Below are 17,582 nucleotides of genomic sequence, written 5' to 3'. Positions count from 1 at the left end.
AATTGAACGAAGCTCAGCTTTTTTTTGCCTTTGAATCAGTTTATGGAGCGACTTTAATCCCTTAGCAAAAGCAGTTTCCCGCTAACTATCCCCGCTGTAATGATGTTTCCTATAGTCGTTCGGAGAGCAGTTCGTACGTTTCTTGAAGACGCGGCTAAAATATTTCTCATCCTGAAAGCCTACCAGCTCTGCAACCTGAGCGATCTTTAACTGCCCGTTCGCCAAAAGCTCCTTTGCCCGCTTGATCCTTACCTCCGCAATAAAATCGGATAAATTGCCATTCGTCTCCTGCTTGAATTTGCGCGAAATGTATTCTCTGCTTAAATAAAAGCGCTCGGATATATCCTGCAGCGTGATCTCCTCGTGAGGATGCTGTTCAATATAGGCAGCGATGTCCTCAATGACACTGCGTTCCTTGTCATGTTCAGCCAAACGCAAGGAAACATCACACGTTTCTATAAAAACGCCCTGTTTCCACAGCTCGTAATCAAAAAATCCATTGGCATCCAAGGATAAGAGTGCCTGATCCTCAATTAAATCTGATTTGCTTCCAGTTTTGTTTTTGTCGCTTTTGTATTCCCATATAGATTTGGCGAATTCGAATTGCTGACGCCAGTTCATTAGCTGCTCTTGCGAGATGAATCCTGCTTGATCAAGTGAATCGAACCAAGGCTTTAAAGCGCGGCGGATTTGTTCTTTGTTGCCGCTCTGCACAGCAAATTTTATTTTTTCTTCATGCTCGCTAAAGAGCAGAAGCGTGTTTTTGTGCTGATGGACAGCTGCCTCAAAAGTATGGCAATACGAATCGTTAACGAGCAAATTCCGGCGCAAAAGCGCATGCTTCGCTTGTTGATAAGCGGTGGCTGCTGATGAAGGAAAGGCTGTAGCATGCCCGAGTCCAAAATGAAACCGCGTCTTCAATATCACAAATATCGCATCGTTCATTTCCTTGATTAACGCAGGCGCCAGCTCGCCATCTCCCCAAAACAGCAGCAATAGCTCCTGCTCCTGTCCGCGGTGGCGAAGCGCGAAGCCGATTTCTTTTTCCTTTAGAAATTCATTGCAAATATTCGTCAAAGAGAACAGCAGCAAATCGAGTCCTGAGGCAAATTTCTCTCTGATGAACGTTGAAGCAAGCTCAAGCTTGACCAGTGCAACACGTGCACGAGGTATAGGCTTCGTAATCCCTAACTCCAGTCTGAGTGTTTCAGCAAAATTAGAGTAGGAGCCAGGTTCGTTGATCATTGCTGAAAAATATTGCTCCAAGTACATCGGCTTAAGCTGATTAAGCTCGATATTCATCCTCGTTTTGCGGCATCGCTCCTGCTCCTCCAAGGTATAGCAGCTCACTGCTTTCGCTAATGCACTAACGAGCTGCTCCGCATCAATGGGCTTCAAAATATAATCGATTCCGCCGTATTTGACCGCATGGCGAACGAGGCTAAAGTCGTCATGGCCGCTAATGACGATGATTTTGCTGGCAGGCGCATGTTCGGCCGCCCATTGCAGCAGCTCCGTGCCATTCATATTGGGCATCATCATATCGGTAAAAATAATTTCTGGCCGTTCCGTGCGAATTAATGCAGTAGCGGCGATACCGTCTTGTGCCTCAAGCAGTGTATCGATGCCGTAATCATCCCAAGGGACGAGCAGCCGTATCGCTTCCCTCACATGCTTCTCATCGTCAATGATTAATGCCTTCATCGTTCATTCTCCTTTGCCAGCGGAATATGAATCGTAACGGAAAAGCCATGCGGCTTCACGTGACGCAGCTCCATAGCAGCTGTTTTGTTAAAATGCAGGCGCAGACGCGAAAGCACGTTAGGCAGGCCAATGCCGCCTTCTTCTTGATCATTCGGCTGCCCGGTTCCGATTGGAGGCATTTTCTCCAGTTGAAGCCGCACCTCTTGCAGCCGATCCTCGGACACGCCGCAGCCATTATCTTGAACAGTAATCGAAAGCCATTCCCCTTGTTTATCCAAACCGCTGGTAATCAGAAGCTCCGAAGGCTCCTCCGATGATTGCACAAACCCATGCTTAAAAAAGTTTTCGAGCAGCGGCTGCAAAATCATTTTTGGAACGAGTATTTGCCTTGTCTGCTCGTCAATTAGCAGCTGCACATGGAGAGCTGTATCAAAACGCTGTTTCTGCAGATCGAGATAGGCCTGAACATAGTCGAGCTCCCGGCGCAGCTCCACGACCGAATCCATGGCGTTCATTTGATAGCGCATCATTTTCCCAAGAGACGTAATGAGTGAATACGCTTTGGTGTCGCCGTGCTGCAGTGAAACGGTACCGATCGATTGCAGCGCATTATAGAGGAAGTGTGGATTCACCTGAGCTTGCAGCGCTTTCAGCTCATTGGTTTTATTGGCAATCTCAAGCCGATATTCGGTCAAAATGAGATTGTTGATGGTCTGCATCATCGAGCGGAACCGCCTTGCGAGCAGGCCGATTTCATCATTGCTGTGTATGTCGATCGATACATTCAAATTGCCCGTCTCAATCTTGTTCACGTAACCGATTAAGCGAATCAGCGGCTTCGTAAACCGAATTGAAATGAACAAAGTGGCTAACACGACAATGGCTAGAAAAGCGATTCCGACTGCTGTATTAATGCGGGCAATCCGATCAGCAGCGCTGAAGAGATGCTTGTAGGGCGTCTGTTTGATTAAATACCAGTCCATGTAAGGCGTCTTAATCCGATCATAAAAAATCATGCCTTTGAACGTTTCCTCTTTCCAGTCAAAATGGCCGCTGTCTTGCCCAGAGCCCAAAATCGTCCCCAGCCAGCTCTGTTTAGCAGGCGTACCGATTTCGTTTTTATCTGAAGAAAGCACGATTTGACCATTGGAATCCGCGATATAGAAGCTTTCCTCACCGCCGTCATAGAGCTGGCGATTTAAATCCTCTAATACATTCAATCTTACATCGATAGATAATTCAGCAAGCAGCTCATCACTTGGGGCGAGGAAGATCGGACGATGGAGCGTAAATACCATTTCCTCGCTTGCCGAAGATTTGAGGTCAACGAGTCCGTAATTATGGCTCATATGTGTAGGCTCTATATATGCTTTCTTAAAGGTTTGTGGAATGGGAACATTATTTCGCCCAACCTTAATGTCGTCATTCCATAGTAGATACGTTGCGTTTTGGTTGACCGCATAAAGCCTTACTTTATGAAATTCACTGACGCTTTGATACATGTTGTACAAATGATCCTTCAGCAGGTTGCGATTGCGAATGACGTCGGTAATATCGTTCGGGAATACCTCATCCTCCATGCTGTGCTCCAAAATATAGTACAAAGAGCGCGGAACGTTCATTGCGTTGTAGACAGCGAGCGACTTCTGATTGATGTTGTTCATGTAGTTCATAATGTTGGTTTTCCCGAGCGACAGCAGTCGATTGTTGCGAGCAATCGCATCCTCTGTAATCGATTTGGTTGTCGCATTATAAGAGATAATCATCGAGGTTGCAATCGGCAAAATCGTAGCTGCGAGCAGCAAAAGCATGAGCTTTTTGCGAATCGTGTTAAATGGCTTAATCGTATTCATGATCACAATCGCCCGCTTTCTGTCTAAGTCACTCTTGCATAAACACAGTAACCGATCCTGCTGCGGATGGTCAATATAGTCCACCTACCTTATCATCATCCTCTGTGGTTTGATGGGGGACTCGGTTTTATACTGTGAATATCAACAGATACATTGACACATAGGGAAGAGAAAGGGGACGAGAATGATGTCCAAAAAAATCAAGTGGAACGAATGGGTACAGCAAACGGTATTTGTTGGACCGGGACTCATTGCCTTTATATTGATTGTGCTTGCGCCATTCGTGATGGGTTTTTACTACACCTTTACGGAATGGAACGGGATGGACCTCGGCAACGCCAAATGGGTAGGAATGAAAAATATAGTTAAGATTTTCTCGGACGATGAGCGTTTTTGGAATGCATTCTGGTTTACGACTAAGTTTACGGCTGCCGCGGTTATCGTCACCAATCTGCTGGCATTTCTGTTATCTCTGCTGCTTACGCGAAACCTGAAGAGCCGCAACATTTTGCGAACCGTATTTTTTCTGCCTAACGTAATCGGGGGACTGCTGCTCGGCTACATTTGGTATTTTATATTCGTAAGGGGCTTTCGGGCCATCGGCGAAGCGACGGGCTTCGGATTCTTTAACCTTCAGTGGCTAGGTACTCCAAATACTGCCTTCTGGGGCATCGTTATCGTATTCGTATGGCAGACGGCAGGGTATATGATGATTATTTATATCGCAGCTATGATCAGTGTGCCGAAGGATTTAATCGAGGCCGCCAAAATCGACGGGGCAGGAGCTTGGCAAATGCTGCGTTCAGTCACCGTGCCGCTTATTATGCCAGCCATTACGATCTGCTTGTTCCTTACGACATCAAACTCGTTCAAAATGTTCGATTTGAACCTGTCGCTGACCGCTGGCGGTCCTGGCAATGCAACGGAGTCGATCGCGCTAAACGTTTACCGCGAAGGGCTAGTTAACAACCGTTATGGACTTGGAACAGCGAAAGCGATGATTTTCTTCTTCGGCGTAGCTTTAATTACGGTCACGCAGGTATGGTTCACGAAGAAGAAGGAGGTGGAGGCGTAATGGAAAACAAACAGCGCTATACACCTCTCATTTTATTGCTCGAAATTATAGGTATCGCGGCTGCGCTCATTTTCTTGGCACCGTTCTACTTTTTGATCATCAACTCGTTCAAGGAGCTCAAATTTATTTTGCTCAACGCCGCTTCGCTGCCGGAGAAGCTGGGGCTGGACAACTTCAAGCGCGCATGGGTTGCTATCGATTTTCCGACGGTGTTTCTGAATTCGTTTATGGTGACCTCGATTAGCGTCCTTATGCTTGTCATCGTCAGCTCCATGATGGCTTATCGCTTAGTTAGGCGTCCGACGACCTTTAATAAAATATTGCTGACGGTGCTTATTGCTGCCATGATCATTCCGTTCCAATCGGTTATGCTGCCGCTGATGCGCATTACGTCGATGTTCGAATTGCGCGGACATTTGTATGGTATCGTTATATGCTATATGGGCTTCGGCATTTCCTTGTCGATGTTTCTGTATCATGGGTTCATTAAATCTGTTCCGCTAGAGGTAGAGGAAGCGGCGGTTGTGGATGGCTGCTCACCTTATGGCGTGTTCTGGCGTATCGTGTTTCCGCTGCTGAAGCCGATCACGGTAACGGTCATTATTTTGAACGTGCTGTGGATTTGGAATGATTATTTGCTGCCAGTGCTCGTTATAAATGATAAGCTGACTACGATTCCGCTCGCCGTGCAAAAGTTTTTTGGCCAATATTTGCGCAAGTGGGATCTCGCAATGGCTGCACTCACGCTTAGTACGATTCCGATTATTTTGTTTTTTTTATTTTTGCAAAAGCACATTATTGAAGGAATTACAGCCGGTTCAGTTAAAGGTTAACGATAAAAAGTTTTATTATGGAAGTTATCAACATTTTACACCTAGAAGTACAATATATTCGGTGTTGTGCCACGTTGTTGCACAATTATAATGACGATGTAAGCGATACAAAAACGAAATGATATATAAAATTTGCGGGAGGTCATAAGATGAAAAAAGTTTCCTTACTTATGCTAGCTGCTATTATGCTCATCGTTCTGGCAAGCGGCTGTGGAAGCAACAACGGCAACAGCGGGAAAGCAACAAATGCACCAAAAGAAACTGAAAAAAACGGTGGAACAGAAGCGACGGCAGCGCCGAAGAAGGACGTTACCATTAAAGTGTTTCAATTCAAGGTAGAGATAGCTGATGCACTTGCCAAAATGGCTGCTGAATACGAGAAGGAAGCCGGCGTAAAAGTGGAAATCGAGACACACGGCGGCGGGGAAGACTACAGCGCATTGCTGAAAGCAGAGCTGGCTGCCGGCGAGGAGCCGGAAATTTTCAACTCAAGCGGCTGGGCAGGCTTCGATCCTTACGTGAACCGTGCGACGGACTTGACTGGCGAGGCTTGGGCAAAGGATTTGGTTGAAGCATCGAAAGCGCAAATTACGCGTGACGGCAAGCTGCTTGGCATGCCGATGAACCTTGAAGCTTATGGCTTCACCTATAATAAGGATCTATTTGCAAAAGCAGGCATCACCGACCTGCCGCAAACGCTCGAGGATCTAGAAGCAGCAGCTAAAAAGCTGAAGGATGCTGGCATCATTCCATTCGCGCTTACTTCGGAGTGGTGGTCGATGGGCATTCATACGCTAAATATCGCATTTGCTAACCAAGCTGATCCTGCGGCATTTATCGAAGATGTAAAAGCGGGCAAAGTGAAGCTGAAAGATGATCCGATCATGAAGCAGTGGATTCGCCTAGTGGACATTATGTTCGCGAATGGTCAAGACAATGCGCTGACAACGGATTACAATACGCAGGTAGCGGAGTTCGCAGCAGGCAAATATGCCATGATTCAGCACGGCAATTGGATTCAAGGCATGATTGATGAAATTGATCCAACGCTTAACCTTGGCATGATGGCTGTCCCTCTTCAAGGCAAGCCTAACGTATTTACCGGCGTACCGAACAACTGGATCGTCAACAGCAAATCCGACCAAGTGGAAGAAGCGAAAGCCTTCTTGAACTGGATGGTTACTTCGGAAACAGGCAAAAAATTCATTTCAACCGATTTCAAATTTGTACCGGCATTGTCCTCCATCGAGCCGAACCCAGAAGCGGTAGGCAAAATCGGCGGCGACTTCGCAACCTTCGCGAATGCTAATCCTGAGCAAGTGAAAAGCTGGAACTGGGATCGTTTCCCTGACGGCATTACACAGCAATGGGGTGCAGCAATGCAAGAATATCTCGGTAAGCAAATTACTAGCGATCAATTGCTTGAGAAATTCGACAAAGCGGTACAGGATATCGTGAAAAAATAATATTTTGAGCAAGCAGAAGATTATGATGCTCCCGTATCTTCTATAATAGAAGAGGCAGCTCCTTAGGTTATTGACCTAAGGGGCTGCCTCTTATTCGTGAGAGAGCTTACCCGTACACGAGATTATACGATGTCTCTATCCATCGCCTCGCAAATCAACATGGCGAACAGGCTGTTGGACCAAGCGAACCATTCTCGCGAGAATACGGACGGATCGTCCGGATGGAAGCCCTCGTGCATAAAGCCCGTATCTGCATCTGTATTCACGAGCATATCGATAAGCTCTTTTATTTCTTCATTATTATCAGCAGTCAACGCTTGCATCGACAAAGCCATATGCCATACATGCCCGGCAGGCGTATGAGGGCTGCCAATGCCTTTGGCAAATTTGCCTTCATAGTAAAACGGATTTTCATGGCTCAGCGCAAACCTGCGTGTGTTCTGATAAATGGGATCGTCCACAGGCGCATAGCCGAAATAAGGAATAGACAGCAGTCCAGGTGTACCCGCATCATCCATAAGACAGTAGTTTCCATACCCATCCGTTTCATAAGCATAAATTTTGCCGAATACCGGATGATTGACGATGCCGTACGCTCTGATGCCGAAGTCGATCTCCTGCCGCAGCTTCTCTGCTCTTGCGGCCAATTCTTTGTCGCCATACACTTGATCCGCAATATCCCGAATATAGCCCAAAATAACGACGGCAAACATGTTGGAAGGAATGTTGTAGCCGAACAGGCACGCATCATCGCTTGGACGGAAGCCCGACCAAGACATGCCTGTGTAGTTGACCGGCAGTCCTAACCCGTCATTTTGCAGCGTTTCGGTTTCTTTAAAGCCTGGACGCACGAAGCGGTAAGGGGATTTCTCTTCATGCCGCTGCTCTGTTTTGATTACATGGACAATCGAGTTTAAGGCTTGATAGCAGGCATCGTCGAAAATATCGCTTTTGCCCGTTTCCTGCCAGTACATATAGGCGAGCTGAGTAGGGAAGCACAAGGAATCCAGCTCATATTTGCGCTCCCACATCCAAGCTGTCATATCGGATTGATCGCCAGCATTATAATGTTTGCCGCTTGCCGTCTCATTAAATGCGTTCGTATAGGGATCTATATTAATGTAGAACATTTGACGGCGAATTACGCCGCTAATAATACGCTGAAGTTCAGCATCCTCCTTGGCATAAGGGATGTAATGACGAGCCTGCTCCGTAGAATCCCGCAGCCACATCGCCGGAATATCTCCTGTAATGACAAAGGTTGTGCCATCGTCCATCAGCTTGATCGTTGTCTCCAGCGTATTTGGAAAACAATTTTTGAACAGCTTTTGCAGCTTGGGACGATGCGCAAGGCGCTGGTCCGCCTCAGCCAATACGTTAATAATGGAATCTGGTAATTTCATAAGGTTTGCCTCCTGATTAGTTCAATTGTAATGAGTAGGTTATAATTTTTGCTTTTCCAATGGTTTGGCGTACAGAGCTGTTCTGAATGCTCGCGGCCTCTTGGCGGCGTTCCAAAATATCGCTTTGATAAATATGATCTACGCCAAAATTAGCTTCAAACGCCAGCTCCTGCGGCTCGCCCGCAAGGTTGTACCAACGAATAATGACATCGCCGCTTTGCTGCGAAACTTTAAAGGCGGACAAAGCGAACCCTTTGCCTTCCCACTTCAGCGGCTCATAGGTTGCCGGGAGCGAGCCTTGTTGATTTCCGGTTTGCAGGTGGAACCAAGGCGCTTGGAATTGGTAAGCTTCCACAAATGCCTCCGAAGAAATAGCATCGCCGGCGTGCGGGAATAGGGAGAACTCTACGGTATGCTCGCCAAGGCACTGCGCCTCTGGTGTCGGGAATACTCCCCAATCTCCCAGCTCAGAAACAGAACGGAGARGCGTAACCGCTATGGTATTCGATCCATCGCGAAGCACTTCGTATTCGTTAAGGCCTTTATTAGCGACGCTTAAGCCGTGTTCGCCGTCGGACACACTAACAAATGCATGTTGATGCTGGGCATTGCTTGGATTTATCCACTCCTCCGCTGGCGTCGTATCACGGGAAGCGACCTCGAAGATCGAGTCAGCCAAATGCTTGTTCGACTTCAGCCCAGTAGGGAACAATACGCGAAGGCGATGATCCTTGGCTTGATTATTGAAGGATGCCTCCAGCTGCAGCCCTCTGCCGGATTGCTCTAGACTAACGCGAGTGACGATGCGCATCGGCACCCTATGCTCGACTCGTTGGGCTTGCCGATCGCGGAAACGGACCATTTTTCGTTTTTCAGTGGTGAATGTATCATCAGCTCTGGCTGGAATTGCCCATTCATGAACAATCTCGTACGTGACCCGATAAGCTTCATTCTCAACAAGGGTTATAGTTGCCGGAATACCCTTGGTCGTAAGAGGCTGTTCTCCCTCAGGCTGCCGGAATACATATTCATTGCCAATGTCGCCGCAATCCTCGTAAATGCCAAGTCCTTGGAATGTTTTCCCGGTTACTTTATCCGTTAAATTATAAGAGCCGTCTGCTTCAAAGCTTACAGCAATATATTGATTTTCCATGCCGCTTGGGCTGGCGATTAGTGATGTGTTAGCCACTAAAGCCGGGGCTGCAGCGGAATCATGCCAAGCATAAGTTTTGAAGCCAAGTGCCGGAACCCGGCTTGCTTCAAACGTTAACTTTATTTTGCGAGCCATATAAGGCTGGCGGAATTTATCCTTCGGCAGCTCATAACCAAAATGAACGCCTAAATCCTCCACTTTGGCAGCAATCGCATAACCCTCGTCATCCAGCAGAGCCCCATTCTCCAAATGAAGCGGAAGCTTCTCAAGCCGTTCAGCAATGGCAGCAGGGTTAGGCCCTTCCTTGAAATAAGCTTTGGCAACGATGAGTTCCGCGCTTACTGTACCGCTGCGCTCCCAACCCGTCATGTTGAAAATAGTAACCGGCACGCTGGATTCTCCCCATGCTTTAACTCCGCTCGTATCGATCTGTCCCGCAATTGCACTCAGGCTCTCCGCTACAATGGATTCGGCCGTATGGCGGCTCTTATCGAATCGCGTCACCATTTCCTGATGCACTTCGTCTACGCTGCAGCCGCAAATACTGTCATGAGGATGATTTTGCATAAGCGTCTTCCAAGCATAGGTCAATAGCTGATGCGGATAGCTTTGGCCGCCGACTAGATGTGCAAGTGCAGCTAGAGGCTCAGCGCCTTTCTCCAGCAAGGTTTGCCCCCGCTGATTGAGCTGCTTCAAATAAACCCGAGCGGAAGCCGTGTTGACGAGCGTGCTCCACCCGTCTGTATGCTGGCTGCGCAGCTCGCCCTCGACCGTCGTCAAATGAGAAGGCAGCTGTCCCTTCAATGCCTCGATATATTGCTCAAAGCTGGAATGAACAAAGGTAACGTCCGGGAAAAGCTCGCTTGCCGTGCGAATACCCTCGGATAAGTTGGTTTGAACAGGCTGATGATCACAGCCGTTCATGAATAGAAGCTCTGGCGTAGAAGCGTATTTGCTGGCATCGCCAAGTCTTTTGGTCCAATAGGCTTTTGCTTCTTCTGGATCTGTCGGCACTTCCATCCCGTTGTTGTACCAGCTCGCGAATAGCAGTCCGAGCACGGATGAACCGTCAGGAGAGGTCCAGTGCATTTCTGAATAAGGAGATTCATAGTTGGAGCCGGTCGTTTCACCAACCATATTATCGAAGCCGGTCGGCTTAACGCCCCGTCCAAACACAGCGGTATCAATATCTGCTTGCTTCAGCATTTGTGGAGCCTGCCCCATATTTCCGAAGGAATCGGGGAAATATCCAAGCTTTGAAATAACGCCATAATAAGCAGCGTCTTGATGCCCAATCAACAAGTTGCGGACATTCGCCTCGGAGCTTGTCAGAAATTCATCCTGCAGCACATACCATGGACCGATAATAATTCGGCCTTCTCGAATGTATTTCTCGAGCACTTCTCTTTTCTCAGGATGAATCTGTAGATAGTCTTCAATAATGATCGTCTGTCCGTCCAGATGAAAGCTGCGGAAGCTGTCATCCTCTTCCAAGATGCGAAGCAAATCGTTCATTAGCTCTGCGAGCAGCGTATGGTGGTATTCGTAAGGCATGTACCATTCGCGGTCCCAGTGCGTGTGCGAAATAAGATGGGCGGTTTTGTTTGTCACGGTCAAAAGCCTCCTGAATTGGATTGGAATTGTATGCGTGTTCATAAGGGATAATTAATAACGGCTGTTTAGAAACAGGCATTCGTAAGAAAGGTTCACACATTTATCCGCAAAGCACAATATGTATCACTTGCACCCCATTTTTGGACAGCATATCTAACACATTAAGAGCATTCTGATGAGTGAAAATAGGACAACTGTCATTGTGAAAAGCCTGTAAAACCCTATGGTTACGGCGTTTTCGAATGACAATGCAGATCATACATATTTACCGTTGATGGTGAAAATGACTACAATTTGGAATGTAAGCGCTAGTCAATTACAATGCCGGTTGCCGGTAGAGTGAAGCTGCGAATAACAACATAGAGAGAGGAGGATTCGAGAGAGATGGAAGGAAACGAATTGCAAGCTGTTCCATTAAACAAGAAGACAAGCGGAAACAAGTCGCTCGCAAAAAAGATGCTGCAAAACTGGGAGCTCTACTTATTTATGACTCCTGTCATGCTGTACTTTCTTATCTTCCATTATGGTCCGATGTACGGTATCCAGATTGCTTTCAAGAACTTCATTCCGACAAAAGGCATTATGGGAAGTCCGTGGGTAGGCTTCGAGCATTTTGAGAGATTTTTTAACTCCTATTATTTTTGGGACTTATTGTGGAATACGTTCAGCATTAGCTTATATGAACTGGCCATCGGTTTTCCGCTGCCCATTATTCTAGCGTTAGCATTTAACGAAATTAAGAACGGCTACTTTAAGAAAACTGTGCAAACGGTTACTTATGCACCGCATTTTATTTCTGTCGTTGTTATGGCCGGGATGATTATCACTTTCTTGTCGCCATCATCGGGAATGCTTGTGAGGCTAATCGAGCTGGTTGGCTTGGAGCCGGCTGCTTATCTTACGGATCCTAAATGGTTTAAGACGGTGTACGTCTTATCAGGCGTGTGGCAAAGCGCGGGGTGGGGGACAATTATTTACCTTGCAGCATTGTCTGGCGTAGACCCTCAGCTTCATGAGGCTGCTATCGTCGATGGCGCAAGCCGATTCAAACGAGTGCTGCACATCAACTTGCCGACAATTGTACCGACCATCACCATTTTATTGATTTTGAACATGGGCAATATTTTGGGCGTTGGCTTCGAGAAAATTTTGCTGCTGCAAAATCCATTAAATATGGGGTCATCGGATGTCATTTCTACATTTGTTTACCGAACCGGGCTAGTAGATGCACAGTATAGCTTCTCTACAGCTGTGGGCTTGTTCAATTCAGTCGTGAATGCGCTTTTGCTTATCATGGTCAACAAAATTGCGAAACGCACAAGCGAAACCAGTCTTTGGTAGGAAGGAGGAGCAGAATCGTATGGTTACAGCAGTAAAAGAATCAAAGGGCGATAAGCTGTTTCTCATTTTGAACTATATTTATTTGCTACTAGCGCTAATCGTTGTGTTGTACCCGGTGCTTTATATGGTCAGCGCTTCGATAAGTGATCCGAAATACGTCAATTCAGGTGAAATGTGGCTGTTTCCGAAGGGGATTACGTGGGAAGGGTACAAGCTGGTATTCGATAACGCGAAAGTTTGGAACGGATATCTCAATACGATCATTTACACGGTCGTGGGTACGCTGCTCAATCTAGTCGTTACCTTGCCTGCCGCGTATGCGCTGAGCAGAACCGACTTCATCGGGCGCAAGCTGTTCATGGGCATCATTCTAGTTACGATGTTCTTCAGCGGAGGCCTTGTGCCAAGCTACTTATTAATTAAAAACCTAGGCCTCATTAACAGCATGGGTGCGCTTATTTTGCCAGTCGCTGCTTCAGTATGGAATATCATCGTGGCGAGAACCTTTTTCCAGTCTACGATTCCGAAGGAGCTGCAAGAGGCTGCACATATGGATGGCTGTACGAACTTGAAGCTATTTGTCCGTATTATTTTACCGCTATCCTCACCGATTATTGCGGTTATGGCTCTCTTCTATGGAGTAGGCCATTGGAATAGTTATTTCTCTGCATTGATTTATTTGAATGACGAGGCGAAATATCCGCTTCAAATGATTTTGCGTCAAATTCTTGTGCTGCAGGAAATGACAGCAGAGACTACGGGTGCCGCGGTTAGCGGTGAAGTAGCAATGGCGATGAATTCCAAGGCAGATGCGGCTTCTTTGGTCAAATATGCAGTCATTATTGTATCGACGCTTCCTATCATTGCCGTTTATCCGTTTTTGCAGCGTTACTTCGTACAAGGCGTCATGATTGGCTCTGTAAAGGGTTAGTTGCCTTGTTCGGAGCTTTTCCGAAGGACTTTGTGAGATAATGGACGAAGGAAATCATTCCTTCGCTTATTATATAGCATCATTTAAATAGTACAGAAGAAAAAAAGGGAGGATTTAAGAATGTACAAATCAAGAAAAGCAGCGTCCTTGCTGCTTGCAGGTGTGATGACGGTTACATTGCTTGCGGGCTGCGGCTCGAACGGCGACAAGGAAAAAGGAAATACGACTGGAGCGGGAGCAGGAGCAGCTGCAAACGTGAATAAGGAAGGTTTTCCAATCGTTAATGAGAAGCTTACCTTAACGCTAATGGCGCCGGACATCGGTATTCAGAACTGGAATGACATGCCGGTAATGGACGAAATGGAGAAATTGACGGGCATTAAATTTGAGTATTTGAATGCGCCTAGAGACAGCTTTGATACGAAAAAAAATCTAGTTTTTGCAAGCGGCGATTATCCTAATGTATTGTTTGGCGCAAAGCTAACTCAGGCTGAGGAGCTTAATTATGGTGGACAAGGCATTCTTATTCCACTGGAAGACCTTATTGACGAATATGCACCGAATGTGAAGAAGCTGCTTGAGGCTTACCCGGATATTCGCAAATCCATCACAGCACCGGACGGGCATATCTACTCCTTGCCAAGATTTGATTTAAACCAGCCATGGTACCGCAATCCGCTTTGGTATAACGGCGACTTTCTGAAAGCGCTTGATATTAAGAAAATTCCTGAAACAACGGAGGAATTGTACACTTATTTGAAGCGGGTCAAAGAAGAGGATCCGAACGGCAATGGCCAAAAAGACGAAATTCCACTCGCTTCCTCCTCGAAGATGAGAGATTTGCGGACGTGGATTCTAGGAGCTTTTGGCGCATATGAGGAAGAAATTTATGTAGATGACAAGGATGTTGTTCATTATACGCCTATGGAAGAGCCTTACAAGGCGTACCTGGAATACATGAATCGTCTTTGGAGTGAGGAACTGCTCGATCATGAGTCCTTCTCTCAAACGGATGATCAGAAGAAAGCAAAAGCTAAAAACAATCAAGTCGGATTGTTCTCGGAGTGGCATGCATACTTTACACTTGGCGGCGAGCCAGACACCGAAGATGTGCTGTTCAGCCCTGTGAAGAGCGATATGGTAGCAGCTCCTGCAATTGCAAAAAATAGAGGTTATTCAACAGGCGCCTTCGCCATTACGAGCAGCAACAAAGCGCCGGAAGCATCGATGCGTTGGGTCGATTATTTGTACTCCTATGATGGAGCAATGCTGTTTGACAAAGGACCTGAAGGTACGCTCTGGAAATACACTGACAAAGCTTCAATGACGAAGGAATGGCTGCCTGTTCCAGGCGGTGGAGATCGTGAGGAATACCGCTCAACACTTACGCCTAACTATGGTATTGCCGCGCCTATGGTTATTAGTGATGACCTTACAAAGGGCTTGAAAACAGAGTTCGATGAGTGGGTAAGCAAGGAAAATAAAGAAAAGCTGTTGGATCGCGGTGCAAGAGTTCCGTTTCCAGCATTGTTCTTAACTGCAGAAGAGTCGGCTGAGGTTACAAAGCTTCGCTCTGACCTGAGCACGTATGTTATGCAAATGGAAGCTAAGTTTATTACAGGTCAAGATTCGATTAGCGGTTGGGATAAATACGTTGGCACGATCAAGAAAATGGGTGGAGAACGGATGGCGGCGATTTATCAGACGGCATACGACCGCTGGAAAACGAGCTAACATCCAAGTAAATAAGCCAACTCTTGCACCGGAAACGGTGCTTAAGAGTTGGCTTTGATTATGAGCATGATGACAATGATGGGCTTTACTCCACATGGTGGACTTCGGGAGCATTAAGCTTACGGTATTGCCCTGGGGTAAGGCCTGTTTCTTTCTTAAATTTACGAATAAAGTTCGGTGTATCCAAGTATCCGACTTGCTCAATAATGTCTTTAAGTGGAGCATCGGTGCTCAGCAGCAGGCGCATGACCTCATCCATACGGCAGCGCGAAATATATTGTGAAAAGTTGAGGCCTGTTTTTTCTTTGAAGCTGCGGCTCAAATAGGAAGTTGAGATCGCGTATTTCAAGGCGATATGCTCCAGACTGAGCGTGTAATCCGCATATTGTTGATCCACGTACGCTACGATATCGTCCATTAAAGAATGCTGCTCGTTCTCGGTATTTCGTTCCACCTGGTCGCAAATTTGTTCGGCAAGCCTGTTCAGCTTTTGTTCGGTTTCTTCGAGTGTATCGAAGGTTGCCAAGGCAGAAATATGCTGAATAACGCTGTGCATGCCCATTTCAGAGGCTGCCCGCAGCAAGGCATTTAGCAGGTCATAGCAAAAGCAGCGCAGTAAGGATACCGATAATGACTCGTTTTTCATATCAAGGATGATGCTGCTAATCATTTGTCTGGCTACGATTGCGTTTCCTTGCTTTAAGCTTTGCTCTAGCTTGAGCAGCGATTTTTTGGAGATCCAGAAGGTCTCTGTATCAGGCGAGCTGAGCTCTGCCAAGTGTTCAAAGTAAGTGACGTGGCCATTACCGCCTGCCAATCGGAATTCCAGCGCGGTAGCCGCTTCGATAAAGGATTGATTAAGCTCTGCCAAATTCTCGTATGGCGTACCAACCCCTAGCGATGGCAGCAGCTGCGAGTTTTCCATAATCATGAGCTTTATGGACTCAACGATTTGTTCAATCTGCTCCTGCAAAGGTACGGACTCTGATGGTATAAGGCTAACCATGAACGCAAATTGCTCTGCTGGGGAGAACTCGATCCCATAAACTCGCGAATGGAGATCCGGCAGCTCCAATTCATGGAGCATTTCCTGCATCTGCTGGCGTTCCTGACGGGAATTTTCGCCCGTATTGGAAGCATTCCAAGCCAAAATAACAGAGAAATAATACCCTTGCCCCTGCGGAAGCTCAAGTCCTGCATCCAAGACTAGCTGCTCGATCTCTGGGTCGTCAGGCTTGCCATGCTTGAGTAGAAGCAGTAAGCACTGATTGCGAACATAAGGCACCTGTATATCTATTCGAGCATTATAATCATGAATGGTCTGCTTGATCCAATCCCATTCGTTGCTGATTTTTGCTGAATCTAATGCAGTGCTTTTGCTCTTTTGTTTGGCGAACTCCATTAAATCTTTAATGGGATGGTATTGACGCTTGGCCAATAACATAGCTGCGGCAATGCCCGTCAGTACGACGATGCTGAATACAAGTAGAATCAGAGTCTGAATGTGAACGACACGGCTGAAAAATTGATGGCTCGGCATTGCGGCGACGTAAGTCCATCCATTTTCTTGCGATAGCACAGCAACAACAGACTGCTTCTCGCCGTTCAGTGTCAGGCTGTGAATGCCTGGCTGCAAAGCAGAGAGGATAGCTAAGTCACCCTGCGGCATGCTTGCTCCATGATTATTGGCCGTCAGCATTTTGCCGTCCTGATCAAAGATATAGCTGCTGCCGGAAAAGTTGTTGAGGATGGAATCCATGACTCCGGTCAGCTTGGACTCTTCCATCAAATAGACAACGGTTCCATAAGGAAAAGGATCATTTGGCATAATCGGAACGAGCAGCGTAAGCATAGATTCCTTGCGGTAGTTAACGTTGACCTGCTCAGCAGGACGCATAATCGGACCTTTGGCTTCATTTAGGTCATGAAGTAAATCCTCTTTACTCACTTGATTAAACTGATAGGTTTGGCTGAATAAAACATCTACATTGGTAAGGCCGCGAGATGAGTAAATAGTGGAATCCTCATGGAAATATAGGAATAAATCTTCCAAAATGCTGCTGTTGGCTTTGTAGGTAGAAAGTTGACGAATAGCTTCCCAGCCGAAATAGGGATCACGAACCATATAAGGCGTTAATTGCTCGTCGTAAGCTATTTTGCTGGCGATTTCCTGAAGCTCTCTCATCCGGTCATCAATCGTCATTTTCACTTGATTCAATTGATTCACATTGGACTGTTCTATCTCTGAGCGAAGACCAGTGACTGCGTTTTCATAAACGAATATGGTAACTCCGGTCAAAGGGATTAGGAAGATAAGTATGTACGACAAGGCGTATTTTAGAAGTAAGCTTGATTTCAAATGATTCCAATTTATTTTGGCTCGTGACAACGAAGTTGACTTATTTGTGAGCTTTGACACGACTGTGTTCGCCTCCAGTACGTAATTGTAATCCATGTTCAATCATGACGCTTAGT

The 17,582-nt window shown here is 46.6% G+C and carries 11 protein-coding genes; 6 read left to right on the top strand and 5 right to left on the bottom strand.

Going from position 1 to position 17,582, the window contains the following annotated elements; translation table 11 throughout:
• Positions 1-81: 81 nt before the first annotated feature.
• Together AC1DPK_RS18430 and AC1DPK_RS18425 are read right to left on the bottom strand one after the other, a co-directional pair.
• Complete coding sequence (locus AC1DPK_RS18430; RefSeq protein WP_477511258.1) at positions 82-1,704, bottom strand: response regulator transcription factor; 1,623 nt, start codon at positions 1,702-1,704, stop codon at positions 82-84.
• On the bottom strand, positions 1,701-3,557 hold the full coding sequence (locus AC1DPK_RS18425) for a cache domain-containing sensor histidine kinase (RefSeq protein WP_477511257.1): 1,857 nt from the start codon (positions 3,555-3,557) through the stop codon (positions 1,701-1,703). Before AC1DPK_RS18425 ends, AC1DPK_RS18430 begins: the two co-directional genes overlap by 4 nt.
• 187 nt (positions 3,558-3,744) lie before the next feature.
• Between AC1DPK_RS18425 and AC1DPK_RS18420 the strand changes: the two genes are divergently transcribed.
• The 3 genes from AC1DPK_RS18420 to AC1DPK_RS18410 all read left to right on the top strand — a co-directional run bounded on the left by AC1DPK_RS18420 (position 3,745) and on the right by AC1DPK_RS18410 (position 6,931).
• Positions 3,745-4,632 carry a carbohydrate ABC transporter permease gene (locus tag AC1DPK_RS18420; protein ID WP_477511278.1) on the top strand — a complete coding sequence of 296 codons (888 nt, stop codon included), beginning with the start codon at positions 3,745-3,747 and terminating at the stop codon, positions 4,630-4,632.
• Positions 4,632-5,465 (top strand): carbohydrate ABC transporter permease, encoded by an 834-nt coding sequence (locus tag AC1DPK_RS18415; RefSeq protein ID WP_076266327.1) that lies wholly within the window; start codon positions 4,632-4,634, stop codon positions 5,463-5,465. Before AC1DPK_RS18420 ends, AC1DPK_RS18415 begins: the two co-directional genes overlap by 1 nt.
• A 149-nt stretch (positions 5,466-5,614) precedes the next feature.
• Entirely contained in the window at positions 5,615-6,931 is a 1,317-nt protein-coding gene (locus tag AC1DPK_RS18410) for an ABC transporter substrate-binding protein (RefSeq protein ID WP_477511256.1), read from the top strand.
• Positions 6,932-7,053: 122 nt separating this feature from the next.
• Here AC1DPK_RS18410 and AC1DPK_RS18405 read toward each other — a convergent pair whose 3' ends face one another.
• Both AC1DPK_RS18405 and AC1DPK_RS18400 read right to left on the bottom strand, forming a co-directional pair.
• Positions 7,054-8,334, bottom strand: a complete 1,281-nt coding sequence (locus AC1DPK_RS18405) for a glycoside hydrolase family 125 protein (RefSeq protein ID WP_477511255.1) — start codon at positions 8,332-8,334, stop codon at positions 7,054-7,056.
• Between the two features lie 16 nt (positions 8,335-8,350).
• Complete coding sequence (locus tag AC1DPK_RS18400) at positions 8,351-11,143, bottom strand: alpha-mannosidase (RefSeq protein ID WP_477511254.1); 2,793 nt, start codon at positions 11,141-11,143, stop codon at positions 8,351-8,353.
• Positions 11,144-11,557: 414 nt separating this feature from the next.
• On the opposite strand from AC1DPK_RS18400, the gene AC1DPK_RS18395 reads away from it, so the two are divergent.
• The 3 genes from AC1DPK_RS18395 to AC1DPK_RS18385 all read left to right on the top strand — a co-directional run bounded on the left by AC1DPK_RS18395 (position 11,558) and on the right by AC1DPK_RS18385 (position 15,107).
• Positions 11,558-12,442: an ABC transporter permease gene (locus tag AC1DPK_RS18395; protein WP_372238957.1), complete on the top strand. Its 885-nt coding sequence runs from the start codon at positions 11,558-11,560 to the stop codon at positions 12,440-12,442.
• 19 nt (positions 12,443-12,461) lie between these two features.
• A complete protein-coding gene (locus AC1DPK_RS18390; protein WP_076266323.1) occupies positions 12,462-13,373 on the top strand; it encodes a carbohydrate ABC transporter permease in 912 nt (303 codons plus the stop codon).
• A gap of 120 nt (positions 13,374-13,493) precedes the next feature.
• The gene (locus tag AC1DPK_RS18385) at positions 13,494-15,107 is read left to right on the top strand and encodes an extracellular solute-binding protein (RefSeq protein ID WP_477511253.1); all 1,614 of its coding nucleotides are present in this window, start codon (positions 13,494-13,496) and stop codon (positions 15,105-15,107) included.
• 85 nt (positions 15,108-15,192) lie between these two features.
• On the opposite strand, the gene AC1DPK_RS18380 is transcribed toward AC1DPK_RS18385, so the two are convergent.
• Positions 15,193-17,526: a helix-turn-helix domain-containing protein gene (locus tag AC1DPK_RS18380; protein ID WP_477511252.1), complete on the bottom strand. Its 2,334-nt coding sequence runs from the start codon at positions 17,524-17,526 to the stop codon at positions 15,193-15,195.
• Positions 17,527-17,582: the final 56 nt, after the last annotated feature.

This window comes from Paenibacillus sp. 01T424 (assembly GCF_056398745.1).
The sequence above is the reverse complement of the archived record's forward strand: the minus strand, read 5'-3'. Positions and strand labels throughout refer to the sequence as shown.